The organism is Micromonospora sp. NBRC 110038, assembly GCF_020884815.1.
Lineage (GTDB): Bacteria > Actinomycetota > Actinomycetes > Mycobacteriales > Micromonosporaceae > Micromonospora > Micromonospora haikouensis.
In genome coordinates, this window is sequence record NZ_BBOL01000007.1 from 39,410 (window position 1) to 58,862 (window position 19,453).

15 protein-coding genes are annotated in these 19,453 nt (G+C 75.6%); 13 read left to right on the top strand and 2 right to left on the bottom strand.

Annotation, left to right across the window (positions count from 1 at the left end; all coding sequences use genetic code 11):
- Positions 1-11: 11 nt before the first annotated feature.
- The 5 genes from LPU61_RS23080 to LPU61_RS23100 all read left to right on the top strand — a co-directional run bounded on the left by LPU61_RS23080 (position 12) and on the right by LPU61_RS23100 (position 4,934).
- Positions 12-1,283 carry a sensor histidine kinase gene (locus LPU61_RS23080; protein ID WP_229406101.1) on the top strand — a complete coding sequence of 424 codons (1,272 nt, stop codon included), beginning with the start codon at positions 12-14 and terminating at the stop codon, positions 1,281-1,283.
- The gene (locus LPU61_RS23085; RefSeq protein ID WP_043963251.1) at positions 1,271-1,927 is read left to right on the top strand and encodes a response regulator transcription factor; all 657 of its coding nucleotides are present in this window, start codon (positions 1,271-1,273) and stop codon (positions 1,925-1,927) included. Before LPU61_RS23080 ends, LPU61_RS23085 begins: the two co-directional genes overlap by 13 nt.
- Before the next feature lie 403 nt (positions 1,928-2,330).
- Positions 2,331-3,233, top strand: coding sequence for a hypothetical protein (locus tag LPU61_RS23090; RefSeq protein WP_043963250.1), 903 nt, complete (start codon positions 2,331-2,333; stop codon positions 3,231-3,233).
- Entirely contained in the window at positions 3,230-4,117 is an 888-nt protein-coding gene (locus tag LPU61_RS23095) for a hypothetical protein (RefSeq protein ID WP_229406102.1), read from the top strand. The genes LPU61_RS23090 and LPU61_RS23095 overlap by 4 nt, the downstream gene beginning before the upstream one ends.
- A 184-nt stretch (positions 4,118-4,301) precedes the next feature.
- The gene (locus LPU61_RS23100; protein ID WP_043963248.1) at positions 4,302-4,934 is read left to right on the top strand and encodes a hypothetical protein; all 633 of its coding nucleotides are present in this window, start codon (positions 4,302-4,304) and stop codon (positions 4,932-4,934) included.
- A gap of 195 nt (positions 4,935-5,129) precedes the next feature.
- Here LPU61_RS23100 and LPU61_RS23105 read toward each other — a convergent pair whose 3' ends face one another.
- Positions 5,130-6,776, bottom strand: a complete 1,647-nt coding sequence (locus tag LPU61_RS23105; RefSeq protein ID WP_229406103.1) for an MDR family MFS transporter — start codon at positions 6,774-6,776, stop codon at positions 5,130-5,132.
- On the bottom strand, positions 6,773-7,327 hold the full coding sequence (locus LPU61_RS23110; protein ID WP_063838574.1) for a MarR family winged helix-turn-helix transcriptional regulator: 555 nt from the start codon (positions 7,325-7,327) through the stop codon (positions 6,773-6,775). Before LPU61_RS23110 ends, LPU61_RS23105 begins: the two co-directional genes overlap by 4 nt.
- Before the next feature lie 109 nt (positions 7,328-7,436).
- On the opposite strand from LPU61_RS23110, the gene LPU61_RS23115 reads away from it, so the two are divergent.
- The 8 genes from LPU61_RS23115 (at position 7,437) to LPU61_RS23150 (ending at position 19,452) form a co-directional block, all read left to right on the top strand.
- On the top strand, positions 7,437-8,042 hold the full coding sequence (locus tag LPU61_RS23115) for a TetR/AcrR family transcriptional regulator (RefSeq protein ID WP_043963246.1): 606 nt from the start codon (positions 7,437-7,439) through the stop codon (positions 8,040-8,042).
- Positions 8,043-8,284: 242 nt separating this feature from the next.
- Positions 8,285-10,399, top strand: a complete 2,115-nt coding sequence (locus LPU61_RS23120; protein WP_229406104.1) for a cellulose binding domain-containing protein — start codon at positions 8,285-8,287, stop codon at positions 10,397-10,399.
- 183 nt (positions 10,400-10,582) lie between these two features.
- Entirely contained in the window at positions 10,583-12,502 is a 1,920-nt protein-coding gene (locus tag LPU61_RS23125; protein WP_374199709.1) for an ABC transporter ATP-binding protein, read from the top strand.
- Entirely contained in the window at positions 12,499-14,232 is a 1,734-nt protein-coding gene (locus LPU61_RS23130) for an ABC transporter ATP-binding protein (protein WP_229406105.1), read from the top strand. The genes LPU61_RS23125 and LPU61_RS23130 overlap by 4 nt, the downstream gene beginning before the upstream one ends.
- 177 nt (positions 14,233-14,409) lie before the next feature.
- The gene (locus LPU61_RS31520) at positions 14,410-15,393 is read left to right on the top strand and encodes a hypothetical protein (RefSeq protein ID WP_255700188.1); all 984 of its coding nucleotides are present in this window, start codon (positions 14,410-14,412) and stop codon (positions 15,391-15,393) included.
- A gap of 637 nt (positions 15,394-16,030) precedes the next feature.
- Positions 16,031-17,149, top strand: coding sequence for a LacI family DNA-binding transcriptional regulator (locus LPU61_RS23140; RefSeq protein WP_063838573.1), 1,119 nt, complete (start codon positions 16,031-16,033; stop codon positions 17,147-17,149).
- A gap of 37 nt (positions 17,150-17,186) precedes the next feature.
- On the top strand, positions 17,187-18,458 hold the full coding sequence (locus LPU61_RS23145; protein WP_043963242.1) for a sugar ABC transporter substrate-binding protein: 1,272 nt from the start codon (positions 17,187-17,189) through the stop codon (positions 18,456-18,458).
- A gap of 1 nt (position 18,459) precedes the next feature.
- Positions 18,460-19,452, top strand: a complete 993-nt coding sequence (locus LPU61_RS23150) for a carbohydrate ABC transporter permease (RefSeq protein WP_082106320.1) — start codon at positions 18,460-18,462, stop codon at positions 19,450-19,452.
- Position 19,453 lies beyond the last annotated feature (1 nt).

A 19,453-nucleotide genomic window follows, 5' to 3' on the forward strand; every position in this document is an offset into this window, starting at 1 on the left:
AGGAGGCGACGATGGCGTCGGACGAGCACGATCGGCCCGGCCCGGCCGCCGGTCGCCGGTGGCTGCCCTCGGCCCGGGTCCGCGTCAGCCTGGACGCGTTGGAGCGCCTCGTCGGCGGGCTCGGCACCGCCGTCCTCGCCCTGTCCGCCCTGGCCCTGCTGACGGTCACGGCGCTGACCTGCCTGGTCGGCGTCGGCCTGCCGGCGGTGCCGTACGCGCTGCGGGCGCTGCGCCTGGTCGCCGACCGGGAACGCGACCGGCTGTCCCGCACCGGCCCGGACATCGCCGCCGGGCTGCCGGCCCCGGAGACCCTGCGGTCCGCCGTGGCCGACCCGACCGTACGGCGGGAGGCGCGCTGGCTGGTCACGCACGCCACCCTGGGGCTGTTCCTCGGCCTGCTCGGCCTGACACTGCCGATCAACGTGCTGCGCGACGGCACGTTCCCGCTGTGGTGGCGGCTGCTCCCGGCCGGCGAGGCGACCTCGGCGCTGGGCTTCCCCGTCGTGACCGACACCGCCGGGGCGCTCGGGGTCGGCCTGTTCAGCCTCGGCTGGCTGGCCCTCGTCGGCTACGCCACGCCCGCCCTGGCCCGCCTCCAGGAGCTGCCCGGCCGCCGGCTGCTCCCGCCCGCCCCGGGCGCCGACCTGGTGCTGCGGGTCGCCGAGCTGACCGCGACGCGGGCCGCCGCGCTCGACGCCCACGCCGCCGAGCTGCGGCGCATCGAGCGGGCCCTGCACGACGGTACGCAGAACCGCATCGTCGGCGTCACCGTGCTGCTCGGCGCGGCACGCCGGGCGGTGGCCCGCGACCCGGCCGACGCCGACGCCCTCCTGGAGCGGGCGCAGCGCGCCGCCGAGGACGCGCTCGCCGAGCTGCGCGCGGTCGTCCGCGGCATCCTGCCGCCCGTGCTCACCGACCGCAGCCTGCCCGACGCGCTGCTGTCGCTGGCCGCCACCTGCCCCGTTCCGGCCCGCGTCGACGCGGACGTGCCCGGCCGGTGCGCCGCGTCGGTGGAGGCCACCGCATACTTCGTGGCCGCCGAGGCGCTGACCAACGTCGCCCGGCACAGCGGGGCGCGACGGGCCACGGTGACCGTGCGCCGCGCCGGCGACCGGCTGCGCGTGACGATCGTCGACGACGGTCGCGGCGGCGCGGACGAGCGCGCCGGGTCGGGGCTGTCCGGCATCCGGCGGCGGGCCGAAGCGCACGACGGGAAACTGACCCTGACCAGCCCGCCGGGCGGTCCGACCACTGTGGAGGTGGACCTGCCGTGCGGATCGTGATCGCCGAGGACGACGCGCTGCTGCGCGAGGGCCTGGCGCTGCTGCTGCGCGCCGAGTCGCTGGACGTCGTCGCCACCGCCGACAACCCGACCACGTTCCTGGCCGCCGTCGACGCGCACTGCCCCGACGTGGCGATCGTCGACGTGCGGATGCCGCCCACCCACACCGACGAGGGGATCGTCGCCGCCGTCGAGGCCCGCCGCCGCCAGCCCGGCCTCGCCGTCCTGGTGCTCTCCGCGTACGTCGAGCAGGCGTTCGCCACCGACCTGCTCGCCCGGGGCGGCGCCGGGCTCGGCTACCTGCTCAAGGAGCGGGTGGGCCGGGTGGAGGAGTTCCTGGTCGCCCTGCGCCGGGTGGCCGGCGGCGGCACGGCCATCGACCCGGACGTGGTCGCCCAGTTGCTGGTCCGCAGCCGGCCCGACACCCGGCTGGACCGGCTCAGCCCCCGCGAACGCGACGTGCTGGCGCTGATGGCCGAAGGGCTGGGCAACGCGGCCATCGCGGAGCGGCTCTTCGTCACCGACGGGGCCGTGCACAAGCACATCCGCAGCATCTTCGCCAAGCTCGACCTCGCACCCACCGACCGCACGGACCGCCGCGTCGCCGCCGTCCTGCACTACCTCAACACCCCCACCCCCACCTGACCCACCCACCCCCACCCCCACCCCGCCCCGCCCCCCGCCCCGCCCCGGTGATCAAGAGGTTTGTGTCAGGCCGAAGATCAAACTTGACGCAAACCTCTTGATCACCGTCGTCGGCCCGGTCGGCGCGCGTGCCGGTGGGCGGCGTGGGGGGTGGGGTTGTCCCGGTTATTACGATGAGTTCTCGTCGATATCGCGCTTCGGGGGGATTCGCGTGTCATCTTCCGGATCCGGAGGAAGGCGGGGCCGTCGCAGGCCACGGGTGCCACGGCCGACGGACACGCCGCACGGCACGCCGACGGGCACGCCGACGGGCAGCCGGGAGCCCGGCCCGGCCAGCACGCCGCAGCCGCCGCCGACACCGGCGCCCGGGGCAGGGCGGGCGGCCCCCGGGAGCGGCCGGACGGTGCCCGAGGCCACGCCGGAGCACGCCACGGAGCAGAGCGGCGGGCCGCCGGCCCAGTTCTCCCGGCGTGCCGTGCTGTGGGCGGCCGGCGGCGGCCTGGCGAGCGCGGTCGTCGGCGCGGTGGTCGCCGAGGTGGCCAGCCGGCTCACCTCCTCCGACCAGGCGGTGCGCGACGACCGGGCCGTCGAGGCGGCGAAGCAGTCGGCCGCGCAGCAGAAGCCGCCCCTGTCCGTCAACGCCTACTACTACGACCGCTCCGACGACGCCTCCGTCTGCCTGTTCCCGGGGCCGCTGACCGGCGAGCAGCGGCACCGCCTGCTCGACCTGCCGAGGACGCCGACCACCGTGGCCGACCTGGCCGCCACCGGCGACGCCGTCGACACCGTGTACCCGGGCGGCCCGCGGCACCCGTACCGGCTGTTCACCCGGATCCGGCTGTCGGTGGTCGGCCAGTGGACCGGCCCGGTGTTCGTGACCCAGATCCGGGCCCGGGTGCAGCGGCGCTCCGCGCCGTTGTCCGGCGCGTACGTGTACGAGGGCAGCCAGGGCGGCGGCGAACCGCTGAAGATCGGCTTCGACCTGGACGAGCCGGACAGCATCGCGCGGGTCGTCACGGAGAAGCTCGAACTCGGTGCGGCCTACGTGGACGGGCACTCGCTGACGCTGTCGCCGGGCGAGCCGCTCACCGTGGACGTGCAGGCGCAGACGGACCGGTCGTACTGCGAGTGGGTCATCGAGCTGGACGTCGACCTCGGCGGCGAACGGCGGGTGCTCACCGTCGACGACGACGGCCGGCCGTTCCGCAGCACCAGCCTCGCCCGCCACTACCAGGAGCGGTACTACGCGAAGATCACGGGCGGCTGGGGGGCCGACGGTCCCGGGCCCTTCGAGGGCCGGTCGTGAGCGCCGGTCGACGGCTGCTCCGGGTCGTCGCCATCGGGGTGCTGCCGGCGGTGCTGGCCTTCGCCGCGGTCTACGCGCTGCGCTCGGGCAACGACGGCGGCGGCGACCGGGTCGAGCCGGGCCGCACCACGGCCACCGGCGGCGCTCCGCCGGATCGGGCGGGCGCGGGCGGGCGGCCGGCCGCCTCCGCAGGCCCGGCCGGGGCCGTCGAACTGGCCGCCACGCTCTCCGGCACCGCGTACAGCACCGAGCTGACGTTCGAGGTGCCGGAGGCGCGGGCGCGGGTCAGCCCACCGGAGTGGGTGCACGACTGCGGCCGGTTCGCGGCGTGGGCGCGGGACAACGGTGGCGTACCGGTCGGCCCCGAGCCCGTCCACACGCTGACGCTGCGTGCCCGGCGCAGCGTGGACGTGCAGGTCGCCACGGTCCGGGCAGTGCCGGTCGCGCGGGTGGACCGCGCCCGGGAGCAGGGGCCGTGGGTCGAGCTGGCCTGCCGCGACGGCGTCGCCTCCCCCGCCGCGTCCCCGCCCGGCCGGTGGCGCGGCGGCGAAATGCCGCACCCCCTCGCCGCCGGGCAGACCCTGGAGGTCCCGGTCGAGCTCGACGGGCTCGACGAGTCGGGCGGCCCCGTCGCCCCGTTCCCGAGCGGCGTGTCCGACTACCGGCTGCGGGTCGAGCTGGAGGTCGACGGGGTGCCGCGGACCTACGACCTGCGCGACGGGGACCGGGATTTCCGGTGCTGCGGGCGCATCACCTACATGGGCTACCAGGCCGCCCGGTACGAGTGGACCCTCTCCCCCGCCCGCGCGCTGCGGTACTGCGCCGAGCTGCGGTACACCGGCGAGCCGCCGCCGCGCACGTGCACGCCCCGCGCGCCGGCCTGACCGGGGTCGGCGTGGGACGGGTGCCCGCCCGACCCTGCGAGGCACACGCCGACCGCGCGAGGCACACGGCGGCCGGGCAAGGCGCACGCCGACCCCGCGAGGCATGCGCCGACCGCGCGGGCACCCGCCGACCGGGCGGGACACGCGGCGGCCTGGCTCCGGGCGGGGTCCCTATGATCCGGTGATGGCGCTGCTGCACCGGGCGGAGATCCGCCCCACGAAGCTCGAACTGTTGTCGGCCTGGCTGCCCCGTCGTCCGTGGTTCCTGGGAGACGCCGCCGCCGGCGTCGAGCGCGTCGCGGCGTACCGCTTCGACGACCCCGCCGGGGAAGTGGGGATCGAGACGCTGCTGGTGCGGGCCGGCAACGGGCCGGTGCACCAGGTGCCGCTGACCTACCGGGGCGCGCCGCTGGGCGGGGCCGACGCGTGGCTCGTCGGCACCTGCGAGCACTCGGTGCTGGGGCCACGCTGGGTGTACGACGCCTGCGGCGACCCCGTCTACGCGGCGGCCCTGGCCGGGGCGATCCTCGCCGGCACCGGCCAGTCGCAGGAGTACTTCGAGGTGGACGGTCGGCGCGAGGAGCGGGCGCCGAGCATGGGGATCGCGGTCGACGGGGCGGGCCTGGCCGGCGCTCCGGGGATCGACGCGGTCGACCAGGTCGACGACGGGGATCCGAGCCGGATCCTCGCCGGCTCCGTGGAGCTGGCCATCCTGCGGCGGGTCGGCGACGATCCCGACCTGCCCGGCGCCCGGCTGACGGGCACGTGGGAGGGGCAGCCGGCCCCGCTGCCGCTGGCGTACGCGTCGCCACGCTGACGCTGACGCTGACTCCGACCCGCCCGCCGCGCCGGCCCCGGACCGCCCGCCGCGCCGACGCCGGCTCGGACAGCAGGCGGCGACCAGCCCGGACAACGGGCGGCGACCGGCCCGGACGACATGCCGCAACCAGCCCGCACGGCAGGCGGGGCCACCGTCACCGGGCGGCGACGGTGGCCCCGGCACCGGGGCGGGTCAGGCCCTGCGGGCGGGCGGTCGGCTCCCGCGACCGGCGTCGACGGCCACCTGGTCGAGGGCGGGCGCGCCATCGACGGCGTCGGCGGCCACGGCGGCCGACCTGGCCGGGTCGGGCAGGTCGAGGCTGGTGCGCAGGGTGACCGGCCGGAGCAGGAGGGCCGCGACGACGCCGACGACCGCGATGGCCGCGGAGATCAGGAAGATGTGCCCGGTGGCGTCGCCGTACGCGGCCCGGACGATCTCGCGCACGGGCGCGGGCAGGACGTCGAGGTTGAGGCTGCCGCCGCCGGAGCTGCCGGAGACGGGGATGCCCGCGGCGGCGAGGTCGTGGGTGATCCGGTCGCTGACCCGGTGGGCGAGGACCGCGCCGAGCACGGAGACCCCGATGGTGCCGCCGAGAGAACGGAAGAACGCGACGGTGGAGCTGGCCGCGCCGATGTCGCGCAGCGACACGGTGTTCTGGACCGCGAGCACGAGGTTCTGCATGGTCATGCCGACGCCGGTGCCGACGACGAACATGGCCACGCCGACCAGGACGAGCGACGTCTCGTGGTCGATGGTGCCGAGCAGGGCGAACCCGGCGACGAGGAGGATCGCGCCGACGACGATGTAGGGCTTGATCCGCCCGGTCCTGGTGATCATCCGGCCGGCGATGATCGACGAGCCGAGGACGCCGGCCATCATCGGGATGGTGAGCAGGCCGGCCTCGGTGGGGCTGTAGCCGCGCCCGATCTGGAAGTACTGGCCGAGGAAGACGGCGCCGCCGAACATGGCCATGCCGACGGCGAGGCTGCCGAGGATGGCCAGGGCGGTGGTGCGCTCGCGGACGATGCCGAGCGGGACGACCGGCTCGGCGGCCCGGGACTCGACCCAGGTGGCCAGGGCCAGCAGGAGCACCGCGCCGCCGACCATCGCGGCGGTCTGCCAGGACAGCCAGGCGAACGAGTCGTCGACGAACGAGATCCAGATCAGCAGCACGCTGACGCCGGCGGCGATCAGGGCCGCGCCCAGATAGTCGATCTTGACGTTGTCGCGGCGGACGGTGGGCAGGCGCAGGGTGAGCTGGAGCAGGACGAGCGCGACCAGGGCGACGGGCACCCCGACGAAGAAGCACCAACGCCAGCCCAGCCAGGACGTGTCGACGATGAGGCCGCCGAGCAGGGGGCCGCCGACCGTCGCGACGGCCATGACGCCGCCGAGGTAGCCGTTGTAGCGACCGCGCTCGCGCGGCGGGATCATCGCCGCGATGGCGACCTGGACGAGGGCCTGGAGGCCGCCGACGCCGATGCCCTGGAACGCGCGGGCGGCGATGAGCTGACCGGCGGTCTGGGAGAAGCCGGCGACCACGGAGCCGGCGAGGAAGACGACGATGGCGACCTGCACCAGCGTCTTCTTGTTGAACAGGTCCGCCAGCTTGCCCCAGATCGGGGTGGTGGCCGTCGCGGTGAGCAGGGTGGCGGTGACCACCCAGGTGTACTGGGTCTGCGAGCCGTCCAGCGCCCCGATGATCTTCGGCAGCGCCGTCGACACGACGGTGCTGCTGAGCATGGCGACGAAGAGCACCAGCAGCAGGCCGCTGAGCGCTTCGAGGGTCTGCCGATGGGTCATCGGCGCGGCTTCGGCCGTCGTGGTGGGTGCGCTCATCGCGCGGCCTCCAGGTTGTCGTTGTCTGCGGGGGCGGACCCGAGGTCGGCCTCGCCGCCGGGGGCGGACCCGAGGTTGGTTTCGCCGCCGGGGGCGGACGCGGGGTCGACTCTGCCGCCGAGGGCGGACCCGAGGTCGCGGGTGAACCGGCCCAGCGCCGAGCACAGTGCCGCCACCTCGTCGGGGGTCCAGTCGGCGAGCGCCCGGTCGAGCAGTTCGCCGTACCAGCCGTAGGCGTCCGCGAGGGCCGCCCGGCCGGCGGGGGTGACGGCCAGGCAGCTGGCCCGCCGGTCGGTGGGATCGGCCCGCCGCTCGACCAGGCCGTGCGCGACGAGCGAGGCGACGGCGCGGCTGACGGTGGACGGGTCGAGCCCGGTGTGTTCGGCCAGCTCCCGGGCGTGGGCCCCGGCGGCGAGCTGCTCGATCTGGGTAAGCATGCCGACCAGCCCGAGCGGCACGGACGGCCGGTCGTCGGCGCGCCGTTGCTTGATCAGCCGCACGCTCTTGAGCAGGTCGTACAGCCGCGCGCCCAGCTCCCGGGTGGTCTCCACGCCGCCCTCCCCACAGTGATGGTTGCTGCAAGCAACTATCCTCCGAACGTGCCCACTGGGCAAGTTTGCGCGTTGAGAAGTAGATCACCGGCCACGTATCGTGACGCCCATGGACCAGGTCACCGGGCTGCGCGAGCGCAAGAAGGCGGCCACCCGCCTCGCCCTGCACGAGGCCGCCCTGCGCCTCGCCGCCACCCAGGGGCCCGACCGGGTGACCGTCGAGGCGATCGCCGACGCCGCCAACGTCTCCCGCCGCACCTTCTCCAACTACTTCTCCAGCAAGGAGGAGGCGTTCTTCCACGGCGACACCGTGCGGCTGCGCCGGATGCGGGAGCTGATCCGCGACCAGGCGCCCGGCGAGCGGCCGTGGACGGTGCTGAGCCGGGCGGCCGAGCGCCTCACCGCCGAGGTGTACGGCGACCCCGACCCGGCCTGGCTGGCGCACCGCCGGCAGCTGCGGGCGCACCCGAGCCTGCTCGCCCACCACCTGGCGGCGTACACGACGGTCGAGCGGGAGGTGGCCGCGGAACTGGCGTCCCGGCTCACCGGCCCGCACGCCGCGCTGCGGTCCCGGGTCCTGGCCGCGAGCTTCCTCGCGGCGCTGCGGGTCGCCATCCAGCACTGGATCGACCACCCGGACGGCCCGCTGCTCGACACGATCCGCACCGCGCTCGCCGAGGCGGACCCCGCCGGCCCGCCGGCCCACCGCGACTGACGGCGACCCCACCGGCCCGCGGCCCGCCGGGCCGGACGACCGCCTTGAGCATCCGGGCACGGGCGTGAGATTCTTGTGCGTCGATGACCAGCCGCGCGCGGGGCTGACCGTCGTCCAATGGGCAACCGGTGGCCGGCGCGGCCTCCCGGGGGACGGCGACATCTGCGACCAACGCCAGATCAGTCCGTCCAGAGCCGCCCGCCGACCCGGCGGCGCTCTGCCCGTGGTCAAGAAGGAACAGCATGAACAACCCGAGCACGTACGGGTATCCACGCCACACCCCGCCGCCGCGCCGGCCCGGCCGACGCCGGTGGACGGCCCTCGCGGCGAGCGCGCTGCTCGCCACCGGGGCCCTCGCCGCGATCACTCCCCCGGCCGTCGGCGCGGCCGCCGACCCGGTCGTCGTCACCGTCAACGCCAAGGCGGGGCTGGCCGGCGTGCCGAACACCGCGCTGGGCGTCAACCAGGCGATCTGGGACTCGAACCTGGGCACGAACGAGACGTCGGACCTGCTGCGCGCGGCCGGCGTCCAGATGCTGCGCTACCCGGGCGGCTCGTACGCCGACATCTACCACTGGAAGGACCACACCGCGCCCGGCGGGTACGTGGCCCCGAACACCGACTTCGACACCTTCATGGCCGGGGCGAGGCGGGTCGGCGCCCAGCCGATGATCATCGCGAACTACGGCACCGGCACCCCCGCCGAGGCCGCCGACTGGGTGCGCTACGCCAACGTCACCAAGAAGTACGGCGCGAAGTACTGGACGATCGGCAACGAGAACTACGGCAACGGCCTCTACGGCTCGGCCTGGGAGGCCGACGACCACCCGGACAAGAGCGCGACCTACTACGCGAACCTGGTCGTCGACTACGCCGACGCGATGAAGGCCGTCGACCCGACCATCAAGGTCGGCGCGGTGCTGACCATGCCGGGCAACTGGCCCGACGGGATCACCGCCGGCAGCGACCCCGGCCCGTGGAACCAGGCGGTGCTGTCGATCGCCGGGCCGAAGGTCGACTTCGTGGACGTGCACTGGTACCCGGGCGGCAGCGCCGCCGAGTCCCTGCAGCGCACCGCCCACATCGACGAGGCGGCCCACCTGCTGCGCCAGCAGATCGCCCGGTACGCGGGGCCGAACGCCGCCCGCATCGGCATCAGCTTCACCGAGCTGAACGTCGACACCGGCCGCAACACCCAGCCCGGCGCGCTGTTCCTCGCCGACGCATACAGCGACCTGCTGGAGAACGGGGTGTTCACCGTCCAGTGGTGGAACGTGCACAACGGCATCGACAAGGTGTCGCAGGTGGCCGGCCACCCCGACTACGGCGACTTCGGGCTGCTCTCCAGCGGCACCTGCACCTCCGACGGCACCGTGTGCGAGCCGCCGCTGAACACGCCGTTCGCCCCGTACCACGGGCTGTCCATGATGAACCTGCTCGCCGGGGCCGGCGGCCAGTTCGTCCGGGCCGGCACCGACGAGGCGCTGGTCACCGCGCACGCCGTGCGCCGGCCCAACGGTGACCTCGCGGTCATGCTGGTCAACAAGGACCCGGACAACGCCCGCCCGGTCACCATCGACTACGCCGGGTTCGCCCCGTCCGCCGCCGCGCCGACCGTGCACACCCTCACCAACGGCGCGACCGCCATCGCCACCAGCCAGTCCGGCAGCGCGACCAGCCGCACCCTGCCGCCGTACTCGCTGACCACGCTGGTGCTGCGCCCGGACGCGGTGGTCACCGGGGCGCCGGGCGCACCCGCGCAGCCCACCGTCGCCGACGTCACCGACCGGGGCGCGACGGTCTCCTGGCCCGCGCTGCCCCCGGCGGCCGGCGGTCCCCTCAAGTACGAGGTGTACCGGCAGAACGGCACGGTCAGCGAGCAGCTCGGCGAGACCACCGCCACCTCGCTCGCGGTCGGCAACCTCGTGCCGGGCACCCGGTACACCCTCAACGTGCTGGCCCGCGACGGCGCGGGCCGGCTCTCCTGGTCGTCGCCGCCGGTGACCTTCACCACCGCCGGCCCGGCGGAGAGCACGTGCGGCGTGCGCCTGCGCGACACCACCAACTGGGGCAACGGATACGTCGGCAGCCTCGACATCGTCAACAACGGCGCGAACCTGATCGACGGCTGGACGCTCACGTTCACCTGGCCGACCACCTGGCAGCGGGTGGACAGCGGCTGGAGCGCCAACTGGGCGCAGAGCGGCCGGACCGTGACGGTCACCAACACCGCCGACAACTCGAAGATCGCCGGCGGCGGGGGCAGCACGAGCGCCGGCTTCGTGGGCGCGTACAGCGGCCCGAACGTCTGGCCCACCGCGTTCGTCCTCAACGGCACCCCGTGCGCCGTGCTGTGACGCGCCCGCCGACCCGCCACGCCGGGGTCGGCTGACCGGCCGTCGCCGCCGGCGGGAGCCCTCGGGCCCCGCCGGCGGCACCCGGGCCGGACGCGACGGGCCGCCCGCCGGCATGATCGAGGTCATCCGGCAGGGGCCTGAAACGGGGCGGTAATCGGGCAGAGCGGTCGATAGCCTGGGTCGGTGCCTCCGCGGATCCCCCATCCCGAGCCCGGTGTCCCCGACACGTCGGGGCCGCTGCGCTACATCTGGTGGCTGATCCGCTGCCAGCCGTGGCGGGTGCTGCGCGGCAGCGTGTTCGGCACGGCGTGGATGGTCGGGCTGTCGGTCCGCCCCTACCTGGTCGCCCGCGCCATCGACGACGGCCTGCGCGAGGGCGACGGGCGGGCGCTGCTGTGGTGGGTCGCCGCGATCGTGGCGGCCGGGTTCGCGCTGGCGTGGCTGGGCATCATGCGGCACCGCACGATGACGTTCATCCGGGAGGACGCCAGCGCCCGCTCCGCCGAGGTGCTGCTGCGGGCGCTCTCCCGCATCGGCGCGGTGCTCCCCCGCCGGCTGGCCGCGGGCGACGTCGCCACCGTCGGCGGGTACGACATCGTGCGCACCTCGCACGTGCTGACGCTCAGCGGCCCCGGGGTGGGTGCCGTCATCGCGTACGGGGTCGTCGCCGTGCTGCTCTGGTCGGTGGACCCGCCGCTCGCCGCGCTGGTGCTGCTGGGCGTGCCGGCGATCGCGGTGTCCGTCGGGCCGCTGCTGCGCCGCCTCGAACGCGCGGAGTCGGCCTACCGGCAGCAGCAGGGCGAGCTGACCACGCGGGCCGACGACATCGTCGCCGGCCTGCGGGTGCTCGCCGGGGTCGGCGGCCGCCACCTGTTCGCCCGCCGGTACGCGGCCCGCTCCCGGGCCCTGCGGGGCGAGGGCTACCGGGTGGGCGCGGTGGCCAGCTGGATCGACGCGCTGACGCTCACCATGCCGGGGCTCTTCCTGGCGGCCGTGGTCTGGCTCGCCGCGCGGACGGCGGCGAACGGCGACATCACCATCGGGCAGCTCGTCGCCGTCTACGGCTACACGGCCGTCCTCGTCGTGCCGGTCTGGTTCCTGCTGGAGGGCGGCTACATGCTCATCCAGGGGCGCGTCGCGGCCCGCCGCATCGTCGGCCTGCTGCGGCTGACCCCCGATCCGGCGGGCGGGCCGGTGACCGCGACCGCGCCGCGGCAGCCGGCCGAGCTGCGCGACCCGGCCACCGGGCTGGTGGTGCCGCCGGGCCGGCTGGTGGGCGTCGCCGCCGACGACCCGGCCGAGGCCGTCGCCCTGGCCGACCGGCTCGGCCGGTACGTCGCCAGCGACGTGACCTGGGGCGACGTGCCGCTGGCCGGGGTCGACCTCGACGACGTGCGCGCCCGGATCCTGGTCGCCGACCACGACAGCCACCTCTTCGCGGGCACCCTGCGGGAGCTCCTGCGCGGCCGGGCGGCGGGCGGCCACGCGCGCCCCGCCACGGCCGGCGACGACGCGGCCGGCACCGGACCTGCCCGCGCCGAGGCAGCCGGCGACGACGCCGACGTCTGGGCCGCGCTGCACGCCGCGTCGGCGCAGGACGTGGCCGACGCGCTGCCCGACGGCCTCGACACCCCGATCGGGGCCCGGGCCCGGACGCTCTCCGGCGGCCAGCGGCAGCGGGTGCGCCTCGCCCGGGCCCTGCTGGCCGAGCCGGAGGTGCTGATCCTCGTCGACCCGACGTCCGCCGTGGACGCCCACACCGAGGCGCGCATCGCGCAGCGCCTGCGCGAGGCGCGGGCCGGGCGCACCACGATCGTGCTGGCCACGTCGCCGCTGCTGCTCGGGCACGCCGACACGGTCGCGCACCTGAGCGCCGGCCGGGTCGTCGCCGCCGGCACCCACGCCGACCTGCTCGCCCGCGACCCGGGCTACCGCGCGCTGGTCGCCCGCACCGAGGGCACCGCCGACGGCGAGCACGGCGAGTCCGCCGAGGGCCGGACGGCCGAGGGCACAGCGGTCGAGGGCACAGCGGTCGAGGGCACAGCCGTCGGGGGCCGGGCCGCCGGCGACGAGACCGTCGAGGCCGGGCGGGCGCGGCGGTGACGAAGCTTCCGGTGGCGGGCCGGGCCGCCGTACGCACGGCCGCCCTCGACCTGATCGCGCGGGACCGCCGAGCCGTGGCCGTCGTGCTGGCGCTGCACGTCGCCGCGACGGTCGCCGGGCTCGGCGCGCCGTGGCTGCTCGGCCGGATCGTCGACGAGGTCTCCGCCGGGGCGGGCGTCGCCGCCGTGGACCGGCTGGCGCTGGCCATCGCCGCCTGCGTGCTGGCCCAGGGGCTGCTCTCCCGCTACGCGCAGTACGCCGGGCACCGGTTCGGCGAGCGGGCCGTCGCCCGGCTGCGCGAGGAGTTCGTCACCCGGATGCTCGCCCTGCCCGTGTCCGTGGTCGAGCGCGCCGGCACCGGTGACCTGGCCACCCGCAGTTCGGTCGACGTGACGACGGTCGGCACCACCGTGCGCGAGGTCGTGCCGACGGTCGTCATCGCCGGGACGCACCTGCTGCTGCTCTTCGCGGCGGTGTTCCTGCTGGATCCACTGCTCGGGCTCGTCGCGCTGGCCGGGCTGCCGTCCATCTGGGTGGTGACCCGCTGGTACCTGCGCCGGGCCGGGCCCGCCTACCTCGCCGAGGGGGCGGCGACGGCCGAGCTGACCGAGGCGCTGACCACCACGGCGGAGGGCGCGCGCACGATCGAGGCGCTGCGGCTGGGCGCCGACCGCGTCGCGTACGGCACCGGGCGGGTCGCCGGGGTGTGGGCGGCGCGGCGGGCCACGCTCGCGCTGCGGTCGGTGTTCTTCCCCGGGGTGGAGGGCAGCTACGCGCTGCCGATCGCCGCCGTCCTCTGTGTCGGCGGCGTCTTCCTGTCGCGCGGCATGGTCAGCCTCGGCGAGGTGGTCGCCGCCGCGCTCTACCTCCAGCAGGCGATCGACCCGCTGGACCGGCTGTTGCAGTGGGTCGAGCAGGCGCAGCGCGGCATCGCCTCGCTCGCCCGGGTCCTCGGGGTGGGGCTGGTGCCGCCGGAGCCGCGCGGGCGGGCCGACGCGCCGCACGGGCGACGGCTGGTGGTGCGGGGCGCGCGGTTCTCGTACGCCGAGGGTCACGAGGTGCTGCACGGCATCGACCTGGCGGTCGAGCCAGGGGAACGCCTCGCCGTCGTCGGCCCCTCGGGTGCGGGCAAGTCCACCCTGGCCCGGCTGCTCGCCGGGATCGACGCCCCGCAGGAGGGGGTGGTGAGCCTCGGCGGCGTCGCGGTCACCGACCTTGACCCGGCCGAGCGGCGTCGCCGGATCGCGCTCGTCACGCAGGAACACCACGTCTTCATCGGCTCGCTGCGCGACAACCTCGCGTTCGCCGCGCCGGACGCCACCGACGAACGCATGCTCGCGGCCCTGGACACGGTCGGCGCGGACTGGCACGCCGACCTGCCCGACGGCCTCGACACGCAGCTCGGCGACGGCGCCCGGGGCCTCGGCGCGGCGGAGGCCCAGCAGTTGGCGCTGGCCCGGCTGGTGCTGGCCGACCCGGACACGCTGATCCTCGACGAGGCGACCGCGGCACTGGACCCGACGACCGCCCGGCGCACCGAACGGGCGCTCGCGGCGGTGCTCGCCGGGCGGACCGTCATCGCCATCGCGCACCGGCTCAACACCGCGCACGACGCCGACCGGGTGGCGGTGCTGGAGGACGGGCGGATCACCGAGATCGGCGGCCACGACGAGCTGGTCGCCGCCGACGGCGTGTACGCCTCCCTGTGGCGCTCCTGGCACGGCTCGTGACGGCTGGTCGCCGGCACGCCTCGGGAAAGCCCGACGGTCTGCGCGCCGGGTGAAACCTGAGGGCGGCGCGGGGCGTCACACCCGCGCAGGGCGTCGTCCGGGAGCACCGTCCGGGGCACCCGACGGTCCCGCCGGGGCGGGTATCGTCCAGCAACCATCGTCCACGAAGGAGCCCATGTGCATCTGACTCATCCAGCGAGAACGCTGAGCCGCCTGCTGGTGTTCGTCGTGGGGGCCACCGCGCTGGTCGCGGCGCCGGCCTCGGCGGCCCCGGCGCAGAACTGGGGCCGGCCGCAGCTCCCGCCGGCCTCCGGCTGGACCCCGGTCCCCGGCGACTCCGGGGCGAAGTCGGGGCCCGCCGCCACCGTCTACGGCGGCGACCTGCACCTGTTCACCCGGGGGGCGGGCGACGCCGTCCGGGTCGACCGCTACAACCTCACCACCGACACCTGGTCGGGTTGGGCGACGGTGCCCGGCACCGCCGGGGCCAGGTCCGCGCCCGCCGCCACCATCTACGGCGGCGACCTGCACCTGTTCGCCCAAGGCGCGGGCGGCACCGTGCGCACCAACCGCTACAACACCTCCACCGACACCTGGGCCGGCTGGACCACCGTCCCCGGCACCGCCGGAGCGAAATCCGCACCCGCCACCACCATCTACGGCGGCAGCCTGCACCTGTTCACCCAAGGCGCAGGCAACACCGTGCGCACCAACCGCTACAACACCTCCACCGACACCTGGGCCGGCTGGACCACCGTCCCCGGCACCGCCGGGGCCACATCCGCACCCGCCACCACCATCTACGGCGGCGACCTGCACCTGTTCACCCAGGGCGCAGGGAACACCATCCGCACCAACCGCTACAACCTCACCACCAACGACTGGACCGGCTGGACCACCATCCCCGGCACCGCCGGAGCCAAGTCCGCACCCGCCACCACCATCTACGGCGGCGACCTGCACCTGTTCACCCAAGGCGCAGGCAACACCGTGCGCACCAACCGCTACCACCTCACCACGGGCGACTGGACCGGCTGGACCACGGTGCCCGGCCCCGCCGGGGCGCGGTCGGTGCCGGCGGCGGTCGTCTACGGCGGCGAGCTGCGGCTCTTCGTCCGCGGCGCGCAGCACCGGATCCACCAGGCGCGGTTCGGGCTGTAGCCCGTCCGGCGCGTTTCCCCGGGCCGGGGAGGACTGATCGTTCCTCCCCGGCCCGCTGCGCGTCTCGGCGGCACCCGTTCGGTGGCCGGCTGCGGTGCAATCCGGTGCGCTCAGGTGCAGGACAGCGCCGGCCCGCTGCCGGTGCAGGCCCCACACGTGCAACGCGCTGAGGTGGCTGAGCGCGGCCCGCCCGCCGGCCCAGGCGCAGACCGCCCGCTGGCCGAGGGCGGGGTGCAGGCGACCGAGGGCGGGCAGGGTACCCCGATCCGCCTCCTCGCTCAGCAGGCGGGCTTCGGCGAACACCTCGGGCAGCACCCGCAGCACGCGTGCTGAAGGGTCCACGGGGGCACCACCTGTGTCGCCATCGCCCTGGTGACCAGCCCGCCGCCGCGCCGCGCCAGGTCCCGCAGCACCTCGTCCATGCCGGTGACCGTGCCGACCGGCGCGGCACGGCGCAACCGGCCACCGGCCGGTCCTGTGGACGACCGCCGGGCTGTGGACGGCGCCCATCGCGGTGGAGCGTCTGCCATGGAGCCGGGCCGGCCCGGGTTGTGGAGTCATCGGTGTTTGCCTATGGTGCTCGGTAACCGGTTTCAGAAACCGGTTACCGAGGACGCACGACGGAGCGAGGGAGTCCATGGGCAGCGATCGGCTGACGGTCCGGGAGATCGCCCGGCTGGCCGGGGTGTCGGTCGCCACCGTCTCCCGGGTGTCCAACGGGGTCGGTCAGGTGTCCGAGGAGACCCGGCGGCGGGTGCAGCGGGCCATCGAGGAGCACGGCTACCGCCCCGACCACCTCGGCCGGGCCCTCGCCGCCGGCCGGCACGGCGCGGTCGGCCTGGTGTTCCCCGGGCTGTCCGGCCCGTACTTCTCGGAGCTCATCCAGGGCTTCGAGGCCGAGGCGGTGCACACCCGCACCAGCGTCCACATCCTCTGCACCCACCTGCGGGACGACTCCGACGCCCAGGTCGTGGAGATGGCCCGCCGGGTCGACGGGCTCGCCGTCTTCGGCGGCACCGTCTCCCCCGACACGCTGCGGGAGCTGGCGGCACTCGTGCCCGTCGTGGTGCTCGCCGGCGAGGGGCCGCCCGGCGTGCCGTCCGTACGCGCGGAGAACGTCGCGGCGGCGACGGCGCTGACGCGGCACCTGCTGGCCGACCACGGGCTGCGCGGGCTGGTCTTCGTGGGCGACCCGCGCAACTCGCCGGACGTGACCGGCCGCTGGGAGGGTTTCCGCGCCGCGCACCGGCAGCTCGGCCTGCCGCTGCCCCGCGCGCCGCTGCGGGTCGGCCTCGAACAGCACGACGGGGTGTTCGCCGCCGACCAGCTGCTCAGCCGGGCGGCCCCGCCGCGGGGCGTGGTCTGCGCCAACGACGAGACCGCGCTCGGCATGCTCGTCGGCGCGGCGGCCCGGGGCGTGCGGGTGCCCGCCGACCTGGTCGTCACCGGCTTCGACGACATCCCGATGGCCGCGCTCGTCAACCCGGCCCTGACGACCGTCCGGCAGCCGGTGCGCGAGCTGGCCGGGCGGACCGCGCGGCTGCTGCTGCGGGCCGCGGCGGGCGAGGCCGGGGGATCCGACGCCGCCCTGGTGCTCCCGACCGATCTCGTCGTCCGGCGCAGCTGCGGCTGCCCCGCGACCACCGGGGCCGGCCCCGCCACCGCGCACGGGCCCACCGACAGGCACACCACCACCGAGCACGACCCCACGGCTGCCGGGCACCGTCCGGCGACGGGTGCCCGCACCGCGCGGTAACCCCGGCCGTGGCGACCCATCCCCCTCAGGAGGCGCAATGAGGCACTGGAGACACGCGACGGCGGTCGTGGCCGCGCTCGCGCTGGGCGTGACCGGCTGCGGCCGGGACGACGGCGGGCCGGGCGCCGGCGGGCCCTCGGCCGGCGGGGCGGTCGCGGAGGGCAAGGCCACCGGCGAGATCACGGTCTGGGCGATGGGTGCCGAGGGGGAGAAGCTGAAGGCCCTGGCCGACGACTTCACCCGCGAGAACCCGGCGGCCAAGGTCACCGTCACCGCGTTCCCGTTCGACGCCGCCCACGACAAGCTCGCCACCGCGATCGCGGGCCGGCAGACGCCGGACGTGAGCATGATGGGCTCCACCTGGATGGGCGAGTTCGCCAAGACCGGGGCCCTGGACCCGACGCCCGCCGGGCTGTTCGACCAGGCCGCGTTCTTTCCGGGCGCGTGGGACACGACGGTGGTCGACGGCACCGCCTACGGCGTCCCCTGGTACGTCGAGACGCGGCTGATCTACCACCGCACCGACCTCGCGGCGAAGGCCGGGGTCGGCAAGCCGGCCAACTGGCAGGAGCTGACCGCGTTCGCCAAGGGGCTCAAGGAGTCCGGCGGGGCGAAGTGGGGCATCTCGCTGCAACCGGGCGGCACCGGCGCGTGGCAGTCGTTCCTGCCGTTCGCCTGGCAGGCGGGGGCGGACGTGCTGGCCGACGGGAAGTTCACCCTGGACACCCCGCAGATGCGGACGGCGCTGGAATACTACGCGTCGTTCTTCCGGCAGGGGCTCGCCCCGAGCCAGGTCGCGCCGGGCGCGCAGGAGAGCGGCTTCGTCTCCGGAGACATCGGGGCGTTCGTCTCCGGCCCCTGGCACATGAGCATCCTGCGCGAGCAGGGCGGCGCGGCGCTGGAGGGCAAGTGGGACGTCGCGCCGATGCCCCGCGAGAAGGCGGGCACCTCGTTCATCGGCGGCGCTGACCTGGTGGTCTACCGGGACACCGACAACCGCGACACGGCCTGGAAGTTCGTCCGGTACCTCACCTCGCCGGCCGCCCAGCAGAAGCTCTACGACCTGGTGGGCAGCCTCCCGGCGGTGACGGCGACCTGGCAGTCGGGCAAGCTCGCCGACGACCCGCTGCTCAAGGCGTTCGGCGCGCAGCTCGCCGACGCCAAGTCGCCGCCGGCGATGGCCACCTGGGAGCAGGTCGCCGACGTCATCGACGACGGCATCGAGCGGGTGGTGCGGGGCGTGACCGACCCGGCCACCGCCACCCGGGAGATGCAGGCCAAGGCGTCGGCCATCGGCACCGGGAGCTGAGGTGGCGTCCGCCCCCGCGCGGCGGGCCGCCCCCACCGGCGGCGCGCCGCCCGAGCGGCCCGCCCCCGGGCGGCCGGGCCCGCGCGGCAGCACCGGCAGGCGCCCCGGCCGGCGCGGCGTCACCCGCCGCCAGCGGGTCGCGGGGTGGGGCCTGGCGCTGCCGTTCCTGCTGATCTTCGCCGTGTTCATGGCGGGCCCCGTGCTGGCCTCGGCCGCCATGAGCTTCACCGACCTGCGCAGCGCCGACCTGCGGGACCCGCTCGCGGTCGACCCGGTGGGCGTGGACAACTACGTGCGGCTGCTCGGCGACGAGACGCTGCGGCGGGCCGCCGCCAACACCGCGTGGTTCGTGCTGCTCGGCGTGCCGCTGACGATGGTGCTGGGGCTGGCCGCGGCCGTCGCCCTCGACGCGGGGATCAGCCGGTTCCGCACGTTCTTCCGGGTCGGCTACTACCTGCCGGTGGTCACCAGCATCGTCGCCGTGGCCGTGGTCTGGCGGTTCCTGCTCGAACCGGACAGCGGGCTCGTCAACACGCTGCTCGCCCGCCTCGGCGTCGACGGTCCGGCGTGGCTGTCCGACACCCGCACGGCGCTGCCGTCGCTGGTGGTGATGGCGGCCTGGCGGAACATGGGCTTCCTGATGGTGGTCTTCCTCGCCGGCCTCCAGGCGATCCCCGGCGAGCTGCACGAGGCGGCGGCCATCGACGGCTGCGGGGCCTGGGCGCGGTTCCGGCACGTCACCCTGCCCCTGCTGCGCCCCACGCTGCTCTTCGGCGGGGTGGTGACCGGCATCGGCTACCTGCAGTTCTTCGAGGAGCCGTTCGTGATGACGGGCGGCGGGCCGCTGGACAGCACCCTGTCGGTGGCCTTCTACATCTACCAGCAGTTCGGCTTCGGCAACTACAGCTACGCGGCGGCGATCGCGTACGTGCTGTTCGTCGCCGTCGTCGGGCTCACCGCCGCGCAGTTCCGGCTGATGCGGTCGAAGACGTGAG